The following is an 18030-nucleotide window of genomic DNA, read 5'->3' as shown; positions in this document are numbered from 1 at the left end:
AATATGAACAAAAACAAACTCGAGAAATTTTTGGCCAAAGCCAATGAACAAGCTCCGCGAAAAGAAATCACCGTAACCATCGACGGTGACGAATGGAAGGTTCGTCAACTGAATTTGTCCGAGCTGCGCGAGTGCGAGCGAATGGCTGACAAAGGCGAGAAAACGGATTGGTTCCTGTACAACGATGCCCGTCTGGTGAAAGCCACCGAGCACGATTTCCCTTGGAATCAGGAAGAGCTGAAGAAAGCGTACAAGGTCGGCACCAAGTACGAGCTCGTCGAGAAAATTTTCCGCGACAATCCAGATGGCTACACCAAGCTGCTCAATGCGGTCCGTGAAGTCAATGCAACCCAGACGGAAGAAGATGCCATTGAAGAAGCAAAAAACTAATCCGATCTGACGGCGAGGCCTGGCATATTTGCCGCGCCTTTTTAAAAGGCAGAGGCCGCCCGTCGGATCTACTCGAGTACGAAGTCGATTTGTACAAGCAGAAGCTGTTTATTTTTGCTTGTCAGATGATTGAGGCAGAGGACGAGGAAAGAGCTGGGGGGTAGGTCTCCCGGCTTTTTTCGGGTTTTGCTGGGTGGAGAGAGACAGACAGCAAGGAGAGACAGGGGGTGAAAGAATGGCAACTGAAAAAGCGAAATTAAAAGCAGCTCGTCAGGAAATGACCAATATGGTCAAGGAAACCGAAAAGCTCACGAAGGCCATGGGCGAAACCAGTAAAGAGATGCAAAAGATGGCGAGAGAGTTCTCAGGTGGTATGTCCCAGATGCAACAGGACATGCGAAAGCTGCGTGAGGAAACACAGAAACTGGACAAGGTGACTGCGAAGCCGAAGATTGAGTTCAAAGACATGATGAGCAAACTGGGCGAAGTGAAAAAGGAACTTGTCGGGCTTGGAGGTTTGGTTACTGGGTTAGCCTTGGGAGCTAGTATGGCGTCTGTAACAGACGAAGCGAAGTTAGTCGCAAGAGAACGCGGATATTACGCGGCGAATAAGAAATCAGAAGATGAAATCAGGCAATTTGAAACTACCGCAAAAGAAATGACGATGCTCAATCCTTATATAACTCTTTCCCAAGCTATGGCTCTAATTTCCAAAGGGGAGCTAGCTAATGCTGCAAATGGTGCTCAATACGCAAAGCAAGCAGCACTGCTCAACGTTACGACCAAATTTGCTCCAGAGGATACTGTGAAGATGATGGCAGCAATTGGGTCGTCTACTGAAATACAAGATCCAAAGCAACTGGCAAATGCGATTCAGCATATGAGCATTTATGGTGGGGGAAATGTCAACCTCAAGTTCGTAGAGGCGATGGCGGAACTAAATGCTCAAAAAGGCAATTTCCTCAAAACCCCTGAACAGATGGCGACGAGTTTTGAGGCTGTGGGGAAGGTTCTGAATGATACAAAGTCATTTAGTATTCTGCGTGAAGGGGCATTGAAACAGTTAACCGCTAATGGCGCATTGGCTAGCCAGTTTCAGTCTGAAGAAGTGAAAAGGTTAATTACAGCTCTTCAGACAGGAGATAAAGATGCCCAGAACATTGCCTTAGCAAAAGTACTGATGTCCACATCGTTGATGAAGGATGATCCGAAAAATCCAACTAAACAACAAGATATAATGACGGCTTTAGTAGGCAGTGGCGGGGTGCAATTATCGTCCAGCTTGGAAGAAATAAAGAAAATTGCTACAGGTGCGACTGGTTCGAAGGTGAATGCATCCGAGGCGCAATTGGCTTATGATGCCGCTGTCAATGAGAATGAGTTCATGAAGATGATGCAAGCGCAAAACACAGCGAAAAATGCAGCAATGGACGCGGTCACACAGATTGCTAGCGATTTGTCTGGAGTAGCTGTAACGATTTCGAATGTGACCGCGGGATTCTTTAACTGGTTTAACACTTGGTCCCCAGAGGCAAGGCTCGCTGCGGTTTATGTAGGCGGTGCTTTTGCAGCACTTTCTACGCTTGGTGTCATGCTTGCCAGTACTGTTACGGCTATGAAAGGTCTATTGACCACAACACGGGATTTTTTCGGCAGAAAAAAAGAGAAATCTGCTTCCAACGAGAACTCATCGCTGGCCCCTAATAAAGGCAATTTGGGGGCAGGTAGGAACAAAGACTGCTGCTGTTGTGATGGCAAGACAACAATGAGACCTTCTTTTAAATATAAATCTAAGAAAAAAGGTGCTTCAGGTAGCTCTCAAGGAGGCAATAAGCCTAGTTCGGATACTGGGGGTGCGCTAGGAGAAAGGACAAAAAAAGCTGACGGCAAGCGCCGAAATGCTTCTCCAACTGCTTCTACAGCAGGGCACACACCAGATACTCTTATTGGTGGTTCCCAACGAGAAACTGCCAAAACAGCAGAAAAAAGCAAGAACAGCGCCCCAGCTACGTCTCCGGCAGGTAACCAACCTGGATCAGATAGTGGCGGCAATCATGCAGAGGCTGGTAAAGCTGCCAGCAAAGGCGCCTGGAAAAGCATGTTCAAAGGGGGACTCAGAAGGATACCTCTTCTTGGAAATTTACTGGGTATTAAAGAAATTGCAGAATCAGAGAACAAGCTGGATACTGCAGCAAAAGTGGGGGCAGAAGCTCTTGGTGGCTGGGGAGGGGCAGCGGCGGGAGCGGCTACTGGAGCAGCTATTGGTTCGGTGATACCTGGGCTTGGTACTGCAATTGGCGGTATTGTTGGCGGGTTTATTGGAGGTATGGGAGGATCGTTTGCGGGCGGTGCCCTATACGATGGAGTCAAGTCGTGGTGGCAGGACAAGCCTTCTTCAGAGTCTGCGACTATTCAACCAACAAATCAAACGGGACCTCCTATTCCAAATCAATCGCCAGTTAGCAATTTGCAAGAAAAACTCCAGTCTGTTGCGATTACGATTCCGCAAATTTCGATACCTTTACACGTTCAAGGCGTACTACAGGATATCCCGACCATGCTGAATATGCTTACTGACCCGTCTGTCGCCCAACGCATCAAAGACATCATCGAACGCTCGCTGCTCGATGCACTAGAGACGAGGGGAGGGGTAACGACATGATCGGTCTACAAGGAAAATATAGGCTGACGTTTCCGGTTACACCTGCGGAAATCCAGTTTCGTGGCTATGGCAACGACATCGAAAGCACGACATCGATTACATTATTGTCCGGCAACCGCATCTCTTCCAGACGCCCAAAGTCTATCTCCTTTGACTTCATCTTACCCGGGGACAGTACGGCTCCCTATGTCGAGGTACAGGGCTATCAAGGGCCCAGACAGTGGCTTGCTGGATTGGATCGCTTAACGGGCTCGGAAGCACTTTTGACTATAGACGAGCTTGATTTGGCGTGGAATGTGCTCATCGGGCCATGTGACGGAAAATTCCAAGGAAAAAACGTTGATTTTCACGGCTCGATTGAGCTGCCGCTGTTTGTCAAAGACGAATTCATTACGTGGAGCAATCAGACGCAGCTTTTATCCCCGGGTGCGGTCATCACACGACAGCAGCCAGCTCGTCCGAATACGAGCGGGAAGGTAGCAAAGAAGACACAGAAACAGCAAGCGGCCCCACGGATAGACATCAAAAGATTGGAAGACAGGAAAAGAGAGATTAACGAAAAGCTAGAAAGAGAAAACAGAATGTAATGGAGGGCAGATGAAATGAAAGTCATTTACGGAAAAGAACAGACCCGCTATGACCTGACCCCAGCCGTTACCGAATTGTCCTGGTCCTCTGCCAGGGGACAAATCGCGCAAAATTGCGATGTGAGAATCAAGGAAGGCCCGCCGCTACAATCGGCGGGTTTTTTGATGCTCTTTTCGGGGACAGAACTAAAAGAGTCTCAGCAGCTTTTCCATGGCCCGTTGGTTCGCTTCGATCGCGACGATCGGACAGGCGACTTATCCGCAACGGCATACGAACTGGGATGGTATTTGCAAAAAAACGAAATCTCCAGACTCAAACTGGACGGGGACGCAGGGACAGAGCTTGCACGAATTATCAAGTCGGCAGGTATCCATTTTAGCTGCCCGGCATTCGGCTTTACGGTCAAGGAGAGAATCTCGTCCCAATCATACACGTCTCTCTTTACTTCGCTGACCGAGCAAGCTTATGAAAAGACTGGCATCCGCTATTTCGTGCAATACCAGCGTGACAAGCTGACGGTACTCCCCGAGGGGAAAAACAGCATCATCCCGATGTTCAAGGCTAGTTTACTCGCAAGCAGTTCGACGGGAGAAAGTATCGAGGATGTATACACCGTTGTGACAGTAGAACGCTACCGGGATGATCGAGTGGTAAGCAGTTCAACAAAATCTAATGATAGCTTGGTCAAACAAATCGGTCGCATGCAAAAAATCATCGACGCAGGTGAAGACAAAAACGTAGCTGGATTGGCAGCCAAGCAACTCACAGAGTTGTCCAAAATTCCCAAGACACGCTCCATTTCGGTCAGGCACGAGGATGAAAATGCCGCTAGGTTACGTGCAGGCTGGCTCATCAAAGTCATGGAAAAGGACAATAAAACCATCACGGATTGGATCGTCACCAGCTGCCAAGCGCGCTGGCAAGGCGGTCAATACACAATGGATCTCCAATTGGAAAGGAGGACGTAAGAGATGCATTCAGTTATCGCAAAACTGCGAGGGCACGCACAGGACGGCATCGAGAATACGCAAGGGGAATTCGGCAAGCTTTTGGCGCTGTCGCCATTGTCTGTAAAGCTGGACGAGGACCCGACGCCCTTGGAGCCGTATGAGCTGTCGGCATTGCGTTGTGCCCAATTAAAGCCAGAAGATGTGGGCAAAAAAGTAGCCCTGTTACGATGCAACAACGAACAATACCTCCTGCTTGGGGTGGTGGAGTAATGTTTCCAGAGCTGAACGGAGACGAAACACAACTGGTTCAATCATCAGATAATCCGATTCCATGGACATACAAATTCGACTGGACTACAAAACAATTGCAGCAAGGGCCAGATGGTCGCTATTTGCGGACGACTACCTATGAGGAGTACCTGGAAGAGACAGCAAAGAAAATCCTGAATACACGTCGTTTCCGGTACGAGATTTACTCGGAAAGGTACGGTGTAGACTTCCTATATGAGACAGGAAGGATGCGCTCGGGCATTTCATTGCCAGCGATTAAGACGCAAGCACAAGAGGCGCTAGAGGCCCACAATGAGGTTGAGCGTGCAGAAGTGGTAGACATTCGGTTTGAGGACAACCGAATCATTTTTTCGCTAGAAATTGAGGGCACGAGAGGGACAACTAGGACGGAGGTGAATACATGGCAACGTTAGACAAACCAGAAATGCCGATTCTCAGGGAAACCCCGGATCAGATCTATCAGCGGATGGCAAATCGGATGGCATTGATAGCACAAAAGCGTGGAGAGACGCCACCAGCGACGGAAGAGGGAGAAATCTTTTATGACCTCGGCTATCCAATCGCAGAGGAAATCAGCGATCAACAGCAGTTATTTGAGTACGGTTTTCTCCAGCGGTTTCTCCCCTGGGCGGATGGAGAGTTTTTGGATGCAACAGGCGTATTCTTCGGCTTATCTCGCAATGAGGCGGAGACAGACGACGCATATCGGCAGCGCTTAATTGATCGAGCTCGTACAGAAGAGGGAGACGGCAGACGCCAAGATTACGAGCGGTGGGCACGAAATGTTGACGGGGTAGGCGGAGCCGTTGCGATAGAGAAGGCACGACATGACCTATCTATTGATGTGTATATCACAGACTTGACAGGCAATCCTGCAGGGCAGGAACTGGCTACGAGTGTACGGACGAAACTGGAAGACAAACGAAGGGCCTTGCACGACTTGCAGGTACTGCCAGCGAACGTTTATCCGGTGACTATCGCTGTAAAACTTGCTTTGCGACCAGATGCGGAATTCGAGAAGGTCAAAGACCAAATTACTGCACAAATCAAAACCTACCTAAAAGGGCGTTCTCAGATCGTGTATCAGCAGATCGGAGCGCTCTTTTTCGTGGATGGAGTAATAGATTTCACAGGCTACACCTTAAACGGTGCGGAATTGAATTTGACGGTGCCTGCTGACTCTGTATCGACACTAACCATGGCGGTGACAACATGATTCCAGAACGCTATCGGCGGATGCTGCCGCCGCAATGGTACGAGAATGAAGTGGCGGAATATCACTTTGAAGGTGCAGGGACAGTTGTAGATGCTTTCAATTTGCAGCGCGAGGACATCCTACAGCAGTTTAGCCCATGGTCAGCTACCTGGGGGTTGGATGTCTGGGATTGGATTTATTTCGGGAGAAAGCAATTGCTGAGTGTTGAGGAACGGCAAAAGAATATCCAGCAAAAGCACTGGTCATATCTTGGATTTACCCCAAGCGTGCTGGGTGCAATTGGTTTGAGTTCCTCGTCATTCAAGCATGTCCAGATGGTTGAGGATTACGGCAAAAAGGTGATTCGGTACGTCTACCCGATTGAGGACCGATTCGACACAAAGAATGCTGTTCAAGCTGTTGAGAGAATCAGGCCAGTTCATTGTAATGGAGTCGCTTTTGAACCTGTTGTGTCGGAGAAGATCGTGCTGCGAGATGTCTTAGTGGTTGGGATTAAGGAGTACCACAAGGTCAGTGAATTTCGTGTAGGGATGACACCAATCAAGCGTTACGAGGAGGTCGTGAAATGATCCTGCCAAGCTATCTTCAAACCGTCCGGAATGACCTGCTGGCTAGGGTGTCGGGCGGCGACATTTTGATAAACGGCTCAGTTTCAGTGCCTGTACAAGCTGTGGAGATTGCTTCGCATGCAGTTGCTGGCATAAAAGACGGAATTGCATTACAAGTATCTGTCCAACATGTCGCTAGCGTGCCAGTAATCACGAGTGCAAAGTTGAGGACCAGAACTGGAGCCGTCGTTGCTGAGAAAACAGGAAACATTGAAATGAACGGGGCGCAGTTTATAAGTTTGACCTTTGTTATCGAAGCGAGAGGAGGGGTGTAAGTGTCCTATGTAGCGAAAACGGATTGGAAACATGATGATCCGGTCACTGAGGTGGACATTAATCGTTGGGAGCAGGGCATTGCAGATGCTCACGCGGAGCTGGCAGTGTTGAAAGCGGATGTCTCGAACCTGAAAGTGCGCGTGAATACAATCGAATCTACATTGCCGGACGGATTCGTACACAACAATTTCAACGATGACCTGTCTACTATCAGCTTTATCAGGGTGATTCGGGGCTATTATAACGAAGCTCAGAGTCGGTTGGAGGTTTAGATGGTAGAAACGGGAATGGGGCGCAAGAACGGACATTTTCGGAAGAGCCAGCACCAATAACACATATGTACCAGTTCCATCAGACACAATCATGCGGCACACAATCGCAATAACAGAGCGATAGGAGGTTAGCAATGCCCACGATTACATTAGACTATACAAATGGATTAGCGTATGACGGTGGAGTGACTTCCGCTGCGCCAAACGCATCTAACGCGAGCACGTCTACGCTTGTATTTGGATTGGTTGGCGGAACGCAAATCAATAGAGCGTATTTGATGTTTGACCTCGGTCTGATTCCAAGGGGAGCTGTGGTTTCGTCCGCTGTATTGAAGCTCACGAGGTCATCAAGTAACGGAGGGTTGACAAACTATGACATCGTAGCCATTGCAGAACCATGGGCTGAAACGGTGACATATAACACACAACCTGCACTCACAAACACAAAGTACTCGTATATTGGAGACTACAGTATTGCTACCAGAGACATAGAACTTAAGAGCCTCATACAAAAGTTCGTGGACGCAGAAATTCCGAACTACGGATTCATGATAAGAAACACAAACGAAACGGAATCGTCGCACTTTACATTTTATTCTAAGGATAGCCCAACTACAGCGTACAGACCGCAATTAACAATAACCTATACGATGCCAGACGTAAGAAGTGATGCGTATTTTGCATCAGGTAGCACAAGATCAATATCAGCCACTAACGAATTTTACATCCCATTACCATCTGGAACGAGGGAAAACGACTACCTTTTCGCAACTGTACGCAACAACATTTCGGCTGAATCTATTGACCGACCAGCAGGATGGACTCAAGTTTTCAACATGCCGATTAATGCTGGTAGATTCGGGGTTTTCTATAAGAAAGTCAATTCGTCAGACATACTAGCAGGAATCGCCACCTTTAAATCAGTGTCAGGAGCAGTTTGGTACGGATCATTAGCCGCCTACCGCAATGTAAAAGAGGTTGAGACTCCCGGTTACATCAGTTACCCGAGCGGAACCATCTTCATGTATCCCGGTGATATTACGCCGACTAAAAGCGGATCGCTGTTATTGAACATAAACACATGCATTTCGCAAGCGCAGGAGACTACTACTCCATTCGCATTCAACCCTGACTTTAAACTAGATGTTTCAGGGGCGTTGCAGACATACAAATCCAAGACTTTGTATACGACCGACACAGTCAGAGCCGCGCAAATCAGAACGAACTACACATTTGACACAAACGGAGTTTCTATGGCGGTTGTGCTTGTTCCTAACGCCAACGAACCACCAACACCCCCAACGAACGTTAGGGTGGACAAAACATCATATGATGTAGGCGAGCCTATGAGGATAGACTTTACTCCCGGCACAGACAGCGATGGAACGATCAGTGGATATGTAGTCGGTCAGTATTACCCGTATCTCGGTTTGTGGAGTACGCTTTCTAAAATCACCACCCCTCCACCGTTCAACATAGCTTGCGGAGGGATGCTTGACACTAACATCTCTAAGGTGAGGGTTGCATCTGTAGATGACAAAGGAGCGATGTCCGCTTGGGTTGAGTCACCAACATTCACCGTAAAGCAAAAAGAGGGAATTATCACGGTGCCAACAACGGTAGCTGGTAGCAGTTACTACAACACGAGTTCTTCCCCGATTGTTAGGTTTGATAACGGATGGCTAGGTCAGGTGCTTAAGGACGCATCAGGATCGACAGCGGCAGTATTCTTAAGCAAGGACAACGGAAAGAACTGGAACAACTTTGGTAGCATCACCGGGTCATTCACTAGGACATGGAGCATAGCAGCTAACAATAACATGCTTTATATCATCTATGCACACAATGCTACAACGGTTGTAGCTTGCGCGTATGACGTGACTCAATTGAGCGGCGGAGACATAACAAAATCAGCAACCATACTCGATACAGTGACAGACGTTAACAGCACATCCATATGTTTCAACAGAGGAAAAAACGTGGTTTCGTATGTGTATTCTGCCAAGACAGCTGGTTATCCAGCATCGTATAATCTACATCGTGGCGAGATACAATTGCAACAAAATGGTCATCTAGCAGTCGTAGCAAACAAAAAACAACTCACAACAAGCAACCACACCAGCTTTGTGCATGTGCAACCTTCAAACGATGTAAATGCAGATGGAACAGAAGAGACTATCGCTTATAGATACTCAGATGGAAGTTCCACATATGTGATGGCTTACATTGGAAACACGACGAATAACACATGGTCAGGCCCGTTTTCTGCAATAAGGAATCCAGATGGAGCTATGGCTACTCTTAACCCTACTGTTAGATATACGACAAATGGAGCTATCAACGTATTTGCTGGATCATACGTTACAGGAGTAATGAAAGCGCTGTTCACTCGAACGATGAATCGCGGGGCTTTATGGTCATCTACTGTCGACCTTGGAGTCGCCACTGACACAGCCATGACTGTAGACAAAGACAACAAGGTATATGTATACATTGTAAACGGAACGACAATGTATACGACTTCTTCTACAGATGGATTCGCAACTTTCCCAGCGGCTAAACTACTTACGTCAGAGGTTACAACACCAACACAAAACTCTCTGTCCCCATTTAGGGAACCGTCATTAAAAACGTCTGTCACAGTACCGCCAATTGCATTCCGAAAAACAAGATCTTCCGACAACGCGCAAATGGTTTCGTTCTTGGGGACGTGGAAAGTCGCTGAACCTCCTGTTGTTACACTGACATCACCAGCTAACAATGTTCAGTTGATAGAAGGTCAGGATTACATCGTCACCGGAGAGGCGCTATCTAAGAGTGTAGGTGCTGTTGTTAACGTAAAAAATGCGTTCGGATCAACAACTACTACAATTGACTCATATGTCAGCGACGGGGTAACTCCTAGAGCATTCAGCAAGACATTAAACTACAGAAACAAGCAGTTGTTTGACGGAAATACAGCTGTGTCTTCTGTACTGAGTGAATCCGTAATGTATACGATGATCACATCCGCTACCGACACAACGAACACGTTGAATTCGTCTCCTGTATATCGCGACTTCACAGTCAAGTACAACATGCCGCCACTCATCAGCGGAACAGATCAAGACCTCGGCGCGTTCATGCAAATTCCAAGCGTGAACTATTCAGCCACCGATCCAGAGGCCAACACTTTCACTTTTACCGAATATCTGAACGGCAAGCAAATCAGGTCGTTTGCAGGCGTAGCCGGACAGCAATACACAGTTGAAATTAGCCATGACGCTTGGATTCGATTGGATTTGAACATGCAGCATCAAATCAAGATCGTTGCCACAGACAGCGCAGGTATCTCATCCGAGCGAATTTACACATTCACCCGAACAGAGACGCATATCGAATTTTTGCTAGAGTACGGAAATCCAGATATTAAAGCAGACTTCACATTGGACGGTATGCCATTACGTGTATTAATGACACTTGAAAGATACTTGCCAGAAGGCTCGGCCATTGAAAGTGTGAAAGTCTGCAACAACTATTTGGATGATGCACCTACATGGGAAGATTGCACAGGGGCAGTAAAGGGAAATCGAGGCTATTTGTTCACCAATAAGAACAAAACAGCTCCCGAATGGGCTATTAATCTATGGGTGACCATCAACAAAGGAACAGCTAAGGAACGTGTACTTGTAAATGGTTATGGGGGTGCGTTCGATTAATGAAGATGCAAAATAAAGAGGCTATCTTAGTGATTAGAGAACAGCAACAAACCGACCCAGTTATGACAATGGGACAGGAGCTCTCCTCGCTCAAAATTAGCAACATCCAAAAGGATGCGGTAATCCAAACAATGGGCGAACAGCTAGCCCAAGTTAAGCTTGAGCTCATCCAATTAAAAGGAGGTGCTAAGTGATGGCATTTTGGGAGTTGGCATTTAGCATGAAGTGGGTCACAGTAGAAAAGCTGCGGCTTGCCGTAAAAACAACATCCAATCCTTTTGGAGAAATCTCGCCAAAGGAATTCAAGCAAATTACCAATCAAGATTTTTAGGCTACTACTATTTCATACACAGAGAATTGGAGTCAGCCCCGTACCTAGCGGGGCTATTTTTGTCCCCAAAAGGGGCGAGGAGGTACGAATCTATGAAACCCCTACACAGCCTAGACACCATCGCAACCCCAGCAAACGCCTGGGCGACAACAGCAGGTGCCATCGTGTCACCCGCCTTTCACTATCTATACGGCACGAACCGCCAAGACATCCTCATCGTCCTCTTCTTCATGATCGTCCTCGACTGGATCACAGGCATCTCCGCCGCCAAAAAGGACCAATCCTACTCCTCCGACTACGGCCTGTCCCGAATCCCACGCACCTTATTCCTCATGGCCCTACCAGCCGTAGCTAATCTCCTAGACCGCGTCATGGGCACCCCAGGCTTCTTGTTCTACGGTGTCACCTTCGGCCTCATCTACCACACATGGACAAGCCTGACCGCCAATGCCCACCGCGCAGGCTGGCCGATGCCCAAATCCGTCGAGAAATTAGTCAGCGCCGAAATCAAGGCAAAGGCTGAGCGAGCCAAACGAAAGGAGTCCTAGTAAACTATGAAAATCACCGAGATGCTTCTGACCAACGTAAATTCCCGCCCCAAAAAGAAAATCGTCCCAAAAGGTGTCGTCATCCACTGGACGGCTAACGAACGCAGCGGTGCAAATGCCGCCGCCAACCGAAACTACTTCAACAAACCAACGACAGTAGCAAGCGCACACTACATCGTGGACGACAAACAAATCATTCGCTGTCTGCCCGAGGATGAGATGGGCTACCATGTCGGGGCGAAAACTTATTCACAGGCCGCCTTGACCAGACTGAGCAACTACCCGAACAACTGCACGATTGGGATTGAAATGTGCGTCAACGCAGATGGTAGCTTTGCGAAAATGTACGAGCAGACAGTGGCACTGACCGCAGATATATTGAAACGACATGGCTTGGGAGTCGAGCACCTGTGGCGTCATTATGACATTACGGGGAAAAACTGCCCGGCCTTTTTTGTCGTCAATACGACCGCTCAAACATATACGGGAATGTCAGCGAAGGACGCATGGGCAAAGTTTCAACAGGATGTCCACAGGTTTCTCGCAGCTTATCCACAAAAACCACAGCCTGATGTGGATAAGTGTGCGGTTGAACTGACACTCACTTCCACAGGCAAGCTAATCGATGATATATCCTATGTACCCATCCGAATGATTGCGGAGGCAGTGGGTGGAGCAGTGGAATGGGAGCCTTCCACGCAAAAAGTGACCGTGAACGGACAGGAAGTCCCCTATGTAAACGACCAAGGAACTACTTTTGCGAAAACAAGAGAGCTGGCTGCCTTACTTGGTTTGCAAGTGGAGTGGGACGAGCCGAGAAAAGCTGTCGTATTAAAGAAATAAAAGAAAAGCCGCAGATCCTGTCTGCGACTTTTCCTATACATACTTTTACTCAATCCTAATCTGAATGATATCCGCTGCACTCAAGACAGCGCTTGGCTTCGTCCCCTGCTCATTCAGTCGAATCTGCCCGTCCTTGATCTTGCGGACAATCTGGCTGCGACTCCAGCCTTCTATCTGTTTAGACAACAGCTTGTCGAGGCGAAAGCGGGCTTCTGCACTCTCAATCCGCACTTCCTGAACGCCCTTTTCCTGGTATTCAAGCAAGGGGAGAATAGGGAGTTGCCCAATTTCTTCACCAAACTCCGTATCTGGCACCTCCCGATGATCTGTAAAGGCTTGGTAGATGGCCAGCTTTTCGTTCCACGTATGATTTTTTTCGCATTTATAGATAGCGAAGCGATAGATGTTTTTGCCGTTAGCGTTGTGGCGGCGGACGTTTGTATCGAAAAAGAGAACGGTTCGCCCGTATCGCTGTACAGGCCGAAAAAACGGAGATTCCCCATAGCGAACCTCTGTCAACATCTTTACTCACAGATTTCGTTACGTTCCTTTTTGAGAATCCCACTCCTAGAGTAATAGTGGGATTCTTGGGTGGTAATCGGAAGGGTATTTCTACTATCCGTAGCTCCCCCAAGTTCGGGGCTGTCTCATCAGCCCATCCTAAGACAGTGCGTATAGCATCTTAGGCTGGCAGACTGTTACCATCTGCCACAGGTTGATGCATGATATTGATTGCTCCAACCCGATCACGATGTGAATGAAATCCACATAAACAGTTGTATCTCCTATCGCGTACTTTATTTTTTTCTCCACAGGCAGGACAGGATTGAGAAGTATACGCAGGATTAACCTCCACAACTTTTATGCCGACAAGGTTTGCTTTGTAGGAAATGAATTGTTGAAGTTGATAGAAGGTCCAACTGTGCAGATTCTTTGTGTTTTTACGGCTTGTTCTTGCCGTCTTACGAATGTTCTCCAGTCGCTCAATTTTTATTACGGATACGCCTTCTTGTATAGCTATATTCACGATTTGACGACTGATCTTATGGTCTTGATCTTTCATCCATCTTTGTTCCTTGTTGCCTAATTTGCGAATAGCTGACAACTTTTTAAGTTTGCCCAATCTACGTCTACGATGTTGGTATTTTCTGCGTATGTATTTGTTTTGTCTGCCATTCCCCAAAAAACGGGTTTTTCCTGTAGAAGTAACAACTACAGCAGGAACTTTTAATCCAAAATCAATACCCATAATATTTTCTTGAATTAATTCGTTTGTTTGTACTATTAAGGAAATCTGAGCGTACCATTTCCCCGATTTTTCAACAATCCGCATTAATCCCAACTTGCCTTTCTTTAACAATTGCATATCACGTCTAGTTGTAGTTACTTGAATCTTTGTCTTCTTCGTCCTTCCGTCTACCGTGATTGGAAAAGCAACAATATTATCGGTTATGGAATAGTTTTGGTTGTTTACAAAATATGTAGGCTTTTTAAGGATAGGACGAGTACCCAATTTCTTAATTTTTCGGTACACGCTTTTGGCGTCACGTATGGCTTGATTACAGACGGCAGATGGTAGGGCGGATTCTACATCTTTTGTGGTCATTTTCGGAAATGCTCCAAGCTGTTCTGCTTGTTTAGTTAGGTTGTTGACTACCCGAACATACTCTTTTCCTAATTGATATAGAATGTGTGGCTGATCAGGAAAGATCCGGATATTAACGGTTAAAGATTGCAATTGCTCACCACCATTCCTTTTGTTTCAACAAACCGATTTACTGTTTCTATTCATTATTTTCTAATTACTTGCAAAATAAGAGTACCCGCTTATCTGAACGATTTCAACTAGTGTATTTAAAAAAAGCAAACACACTTGTGCCTAGTGTTCGTACTGCTCAAAGCATGAAGGATAATGTGATAAAAATGCTACATCCCATGATAAAACGGTGGGATGTAGCATCGAAAATAATCAATTACTTAATTAGGAATATTACTCCTACTTGAAAAAAAGGATTGTGGTTAGGCGCATCAAAGTAGTCAGTTTCCAAGGGGGATCGTATTGTTGACGACAGGAGAGCGAGTGGTTTTGACGCGTAAAGGAGCGGAGCCGTAGATTTGCTTCATCCAGGTTCGCGCTTCCGCAAAGTCACTCTCCCGATAGAGATGAAAAGCGGGATGGTGTGTATCCACAAAAAGGGACAAACCCAAAGCCTGCGCCCGAATGCAGAAATGACGGTCCTCGCCCCAAAAGCTCAGGTTCAAAATTTGCTTAAAGCTGACGCCAGCTTGCAGCGCTTTTCTGCGGATGAGGGTGCAAGCCCCTAAACCACCTACTTCATATACGCCGGGGACACGGAGTTGACCGTAGAAAGCGTACTTCCGCAGGTATTGTTCTTCTAAAGAAATTTGTTCATGGCGTGCGCATTCGAATTGGGTGTATTCATCTTTGAGCCATACCTGAGGGACGGGGACGGTATCTGGTGTCCAGCTCGTCCAGAAGATTTCAGATATGATCTCTTTGTCAGAGGCGAGTAAAACTTCCAAAGTAGCTGGCTGGAGAAGCAAATCCGAATCGATGAGGAAGAGGGCATCGTAATCGTAGTGTTTGGCGCGGGCGATCATTTCGTCCTTGAATCCAGCGACCTTCCATACGAGTACGTCGCTCCAGTAATGGGTCGTGTCATCGCATGTGTAAGGATGGAGGCTTCCGGCAGCAGGAATAATGTCGACCTGTCCCATGTGTTTGTCTGCAAAGTTTTGAAGGATTTTGCTCGAAAGCGGATCGTGATTGTCATCTACGAACAAATAATGCATCGTCAAGTTTGAGCTCGACAGCTTTTCTAACGAAAACAAAAACATCCGGAGAACATCAGGTTTCTGACAAACTGGACTTCCGATTAGCACCCTCGTTTTCACGCTCATTGCACCACCTCTCGCTTTTGTGCGAAGTACGAAGCATGCAGGGAGCTCGCAGTGTAATCGTAGACAAGGGATTCATGTGTCTTGCCCATGCGCTCCATGCATCGTCCCAAAAAGTGAAAAGCGTAAAAGCTCCCCATTCCTTGCTCACTAAAATGCTCCCACTGATTGTCCCCGATCTCCAAGCAATACTCGAAAGCTTTTACCGCCTCGGCATACAGACCATGCTCCATCAGGAAAACGCCTTTATAAAAATGAAGGTCTACGTAATTGGGGTAGATTTGAATAGCTCGTGCAATCCCCGGCCATGCTCCGCGCATACTGCCATGCTGGAAAAGAATATCGAATTTCAGCTTGTAGCAAATAGACGGGGGAGGTTGTTTGGTTGTCAAAAAGCCTTTCATTGCTTGATTCACCAGTGTAAAGGCATGCTCTAATTGTTTGGCGCGAAAAAATTCGTTTGCGAGATGGTAATCGGACCACGGGTCTCGTCTGGATTGCTTTCTTTCGTGACGTAAGAACCTCAAGTTGCGCAAAGCTTTTTGTTTTCGTTGAACGGCATCGTCCATATATCCGAGATGGTGAATATGTACAGGTAGCAACGGGACGGCAAGATCCCTCGAAGCGGAGGCTGGCCATTGAAGCACTTCGTGAATGTCTCTCGCAAATCGGAATCCTTTTTTGTTGCGAAATAAGCGGATTTGCCCTGATCGGTAGGCGGAGTGGCGTGAAGCCTGCTCCTTTTTAGAACCTGTGTAATGGATCATTTTCATAAAAAAGGCGTCGCCTTTGCTCGCACTTACAGCCTGACGAAGCACCTCTGGTTTTTCTTCCTGTACGATTTCATCCGCATCCAGCCATAAAATCCACTCTCCCTTGGCAACCTGCAATCCGGCGTTTCTCGCTTTCGCAAAGCTGTTTTCCCAAGGAATCTCCAGAACTTTCGCCCCGAATTTTCGACAAATATCCTGTGTACCATCGGTTGATCCTGTATCGACAACAATGATCTCGTCTACCACCATATGCACGCTGGACAGACATGCTTCGATCTGGTCTGCTTCGTCTTTGACGATCATGCATAGTGAAAGGAGAGGCGGGCCCATTTGGATGATCACCTTCTTTTCGGTGTTGTCAGAACATATTGTTACACCATATTCGTGCGAGGAGATGGTTATGAAAGTACGGATACATAAAGGGTGATGGAAGGAAATAGGATGTTGAGAAAATGATTTTCTGGGGAGGGGGCGATCTGCATGTTTACGGTTAGCTTGTGCATGATCGTTCGGGATGAGGAAGAATCACTCGGTCGATGCTTGTCGACGGTCTACGATTTGGTGGATGAAATCATCATTGTCGACACAGGGTCGATAGATCGGACCAAAGAAATTGCATTGACCTATGGTGCAGAATTGTTTGATTTTACCTGGGAGGACGATTTTTCGACAGCTCGTAACTTTGCTTTTGCGCAAGCCAAGATGACGTACATTTTTTGGCTGGATGCGGATGATGTGCTTTTGGAAGTGGATCGGGAACGATTTGCAGCACTGAAGGCCTTGGACAATTTTGATTACGACAGTGTCTCGATGCCGTACCATTTACTGGTAGATGAGCGAGGGAAGCCCGTGCACTATTTGCGAAGAAATCGCCTCGTCAGACGGAAGTGTAACTTTGTTTGGCATGGGGTGGTCCATGAGTATTTGGCTGTCGCGGGGGAAACTCTGCACAGTGAAATCGCCATTACTCACCAAAAAAATAAGCCGTACACAGACCGCAATTTGCAAATTTATGTAGAGCGCAAGGAAAAAGGTGAGGTTTTTGATCCGCGTGATCAATTTTATTTTGCAAATGAATTGTTCGATCATGCGAGGTACGAAGAGGCGGTTGAGCAGTATCAGTTGTTTTTGGAAGGAGGCTTGGGCTGGATCGAGGATCAAATATGGGCGTGTCAGAAGCAGTCAGAGTGTTACGCTCACTTGAAACAACCTGAAAAACAGATTCAATCTTTGACCAGGACACTTGCGATTGACCTTCCGCGTGCGGAGATTTGCTGCAGGATGGGGGCTTTTTTTGTGGAGAAGCAAGATTTCCTGAAGGCCATTTACTGGTACCGGCAAGCGACGTTATTGGAGCGGCCACAAGGTTCCATGGGGAAGGTAGATGAATCGGCATGGACGTGGCTACCTCATATACAGCTGTGCTATTGCTACGATCGTATTGGGGATCAACGAAAGGCTAAAATTCACCACGATATGGCAAAGTTGTATTACCCGACACATCCAAGCGTAACGTACAACGAAGCTTATTTTGCAGGACTGGAGCAACTGGATTCGGTAGAACAGTAGATGGCTATACTCCTTCTTGGTTGTCTGTATTGTATTGGGGAAGTTGTTATTTGCACGGGTCTTCTCTACAAAAATAGAATCGATCCTCGTTGATTA

The 18030-nt window shown here is 47.1% G+C and carries 20 protein-coding genes and 1 pseudogene; 17 read left to right on the top strand and 4 right to left on the bottom strand.

Annotation, left to right across the window (positions count from 1 at the left end; all coding sequences use genetic code 11):
• The first annotated feature begins 3 nt into the window (after positions 1-3).
• The 16 genes and pseudogenes from ACFVS2_RS15765 to ACFVS2_RS15690 all read left to right on the top strand — a co-directional run bounded on the left by ACFVS2_RS15765 (position 4) and on the right by ACFVS2_RS15690 (position 12673).
• Complete coding sequence (locus ACFVS2_RS15765) at positions 4-390, top strand: phage tail assembly chaperone (RefSeq protein WP_390235372.1); 387 nt, start codon at positions 4-6, stop codon at positions 388-390.
• A gap of 235 nt (positions 391-625) precedes the next feature.
• Positions 626-3052, top strand: coding sequence for a phage tail tape measure protein (locus ACFVS2_RS15760; RefSeq protein ID WP_390235369.1), 2427 nt, complete (start codon positions 626-628; stop codon positions 3050-3052).
• Positions 3049-3639, top strand: coding sequence for a hypothetical protein (locus ACFVS2_RS15755; RefSeq protein WP_390235367.1), 591 nt, complete (start codon positions 3049-3051; stop codon positions 3637-3639). Before ACFVS2_RS15760 ends, ACFVS2_RS15755 begins: the two co-directional genes overlap by 4 nt.
• A 15-nt stretch (positions 3640-3654) precedes the next feature.
• The gene (locus ACFVS2_RS15750) at positions 3655-4608 is read left to right on the top strand and encodes an XkdQ/YqbQ family protein (protein WP_390235365.1); all 954 of its coding nucleotides are present in this window, start codon (positions 3655-3657) and stop codon (positions 4606-4608) included.
• Between the two features lie 3 nt (positions 4609-4611).
• Positions 4612-4860, top strand: a complete 249-nt coding sequence (locus tag ACFVS2_RS15745) for a hypothetical protein (RefSeq protein WP_390235363.1) — start codon at positions 4612-4614, stop codon at positions 4858-4860.
• Positions 4860-5294, top strand: a complete 435-nt coding sequence (locus ACFVS2_RS15740) for a DUF2634 domain-containing protein (protein WP_390235360.1) — start codon at positions 4860-4862, stop codon at positions 5292-5294. The genes ACFVS2_RS15745 and ACFVS2_RS15740 overlap by 1 nt, the downstream gene beginning before the upstream one ends.
• Positions 5282-6097 (top strand): baseplate J/gp47 family protein, encoded by an 816-nt coding sequence (locus ACFVS2_RS15735; protein WP_390235357.1) that lies wholly within the window; start codon positions 5282-5284, stop codon positions 6095-6097. Before ACFVS2_RS15740 ends, ACFVS2_RS15735 begins: the two co-directional genes overlap by 13 nt.
• Complete coding sequence (locus ACFVS2_RS15730; protein ID WP_390235354.1) at positions 6094-6666, top strand: hypothetical protein; 573 nt, start codon at positions 6094-6096, stop codon at positions 6664-6666. Before ACFVS2_RS15735 ends, ACFVS2_RS15730 begins: the two co-directional genes overlap by 4 nt.
• The gene (locus ACFVS2_RS15725; protein WP_390235352.1) at positions 6663-6980 is read left to right on the top strand and encodes a hypothetical protein; all 318 of its coding nucleotides are present in this window, start codon (positions 6663-6665) and stop codon (positions 6978-6980) included. The genes ACFVS2_RS15730 and ACFVS2_RS15725 overlap by 4 nt, the downstream gene beginning before the upstream one ends.
• A complete protein-coding gene (locus tag ACFVS2_RS15720; protein ID WP_390235350.1) occupies positions 6981-7253 on the top strand; it encodes a hypothetical protein in 273 nt (90 codons plus the stop codon).
• A 134-nt stretch (positions 7254-7387) separates the two neighbouring features.
• Positions 7388-7885, top strand: a pseudogene (locus tag ACFVS2_RS15715) (DNRLRE domain-containing protein); the annotation flags it as partial.
• 18 nt (positions 7886-7903) lie between these two features.
• Positions 7904-10951, top strand: a complete 3048-nt coding sequence (locus tag ACFVS2_RS15710) for a hypothetical protein (protein ID WP_390235498.1) — start codon at positions 7904-7906, stop codon at positions 10949-10951.
• Positions 10951-11145, top strand: coding sequence for an XkdW family protein (locus ACFVS2_RS15705; protein WP_390235347.1), 195 nt, complete (start codon positions 10951-10953; stop codon positions 11143-11145). Before ACFVS2_RS15710 ends, ACFVS2_RS15705 begins: the two co-directional genes overlap by 1 nt.
• Positions 11145-11282 (top strand): hypothetical protein, encoded by a 138-nt coding sequence (locus ACFVS2_RS15700; protein ID WP_007725683.1) that lies wholly within the window; start codon positions 11145-11147, stop codon positions 11280-11282. The genes ACFVS2_RS15705 and ACFVS2_RS15700 overlap by 1 nt, the downstream gene beginning before the upstream one ends.
• Before the next feature lie 92 nt (positions 11283-11374).
• Positions 11375-11830 (top strand): phage holin family protein, encoded by a 456-nt coding sequence (locus ACFVS2_RS15695; RefSeq protein ID WP_390235344.1) that lies wholly within the window; start codon positions 11375-11377, stop codon positions 11828-11830.
• A gap of 6 nt (positions 11831-11836) precedes the next feature.
• Positions 11837-12673, top strand: a complete 837-nt coding sequence (locus tag ACFVS2_RS15690) for an N-acetylmuramoyl-L-alanine amidase (RefSeq protein ID WP_390235342.1) — start codon at positions 11837-11839, stop codon at positions 12671-12673.
• Positions 12674-12718: 45 nt separating this feature from the next.
• Here ACFVS2_RS15690 and ACFVS2_RS15685 read toward each other — a convergent pair whose 3' ends face one another.
• From ACFVS2_RS15685 to ACFVS2_RS15670, 4 genes are all read right to left on the bottom strand, one after another.
• A complete protein-coding gene (locus ACFVS2_RS15685) occupies positions 12719-13192 on the bottom strand; it encodes a DUF1062 domain-containing protein (protein WP_390235340.1) in 474 nt (157 codons plus the stop codon).
• A gap of 163 nt (positions 13193-13355) precedes the next feature.
• Complete coding sequence (locus ACFVS2_RS15680; protein ID WP_390235338.1) at positions 13356-14411, bottom strand: RNA-guided endonuclease InsQ/TnpB family protein; 1056 nt, start codon at positions 14409-14411, stop codon at positions 13356-13358.
• Positions 14412-14710: 299 nt separating this feature from the next.
• The gene (locus ACFVS2_RS15675; protein WP_390235335.1) at positions 14711-15595 is read right to left on the bottom strand and encodes a glycosyltransferase family 2 protein; all 885 of its coding nucleotides are present in this window, start codon (positions 15593-15595) and stop codon (positions 14711-14713) included.
• Positions 15592-16695, bottom strand: coding sequence for a glycosyltransferase (locus tag ACFVS2_RS15670; protein WP_390235333.1), 1104 nt, complete (start codon positions 16693-16695; stop codon positions 15592-15594). The genes ACFVS2_RS15675 and ACFVS2_RS15670 overlap by 4 nt, the downstream gene beginning before the upstream one ends.
• 150 nt (positions 16696-16845) lie before the next feature.
• Here ACFVS2_RS15670 and ACFVS2_RS15665 point away from each other — a divergent pair, with 150 nt between their 5' ends.
• A complete protein-coding gene (locus ACFVS2_RS15665; RefSeq protein WP_390235330.1) occupies positions 16846-17934 on the top strand; it encodes a glycosyltransferase family 2 protein in 1089 nt (362 codons plus the stop codon).
• Positions 17935-18030 lie beyond the last annotated feature (96 nt).

The sequence above is a fragment of the Brevibacillus sp. NPDC058079 genome (genome assembly GCF_042885155.1).
Lineage (GTDB): Bacteria > Bacillota > Bacilli > Brevibacillales > Brevibacillaceae > Brevibacillus.
Note: the sequence above shows the minus strand (reverse complement) of the source record. Positions and strands in the feature narration are given on the sequence as shown.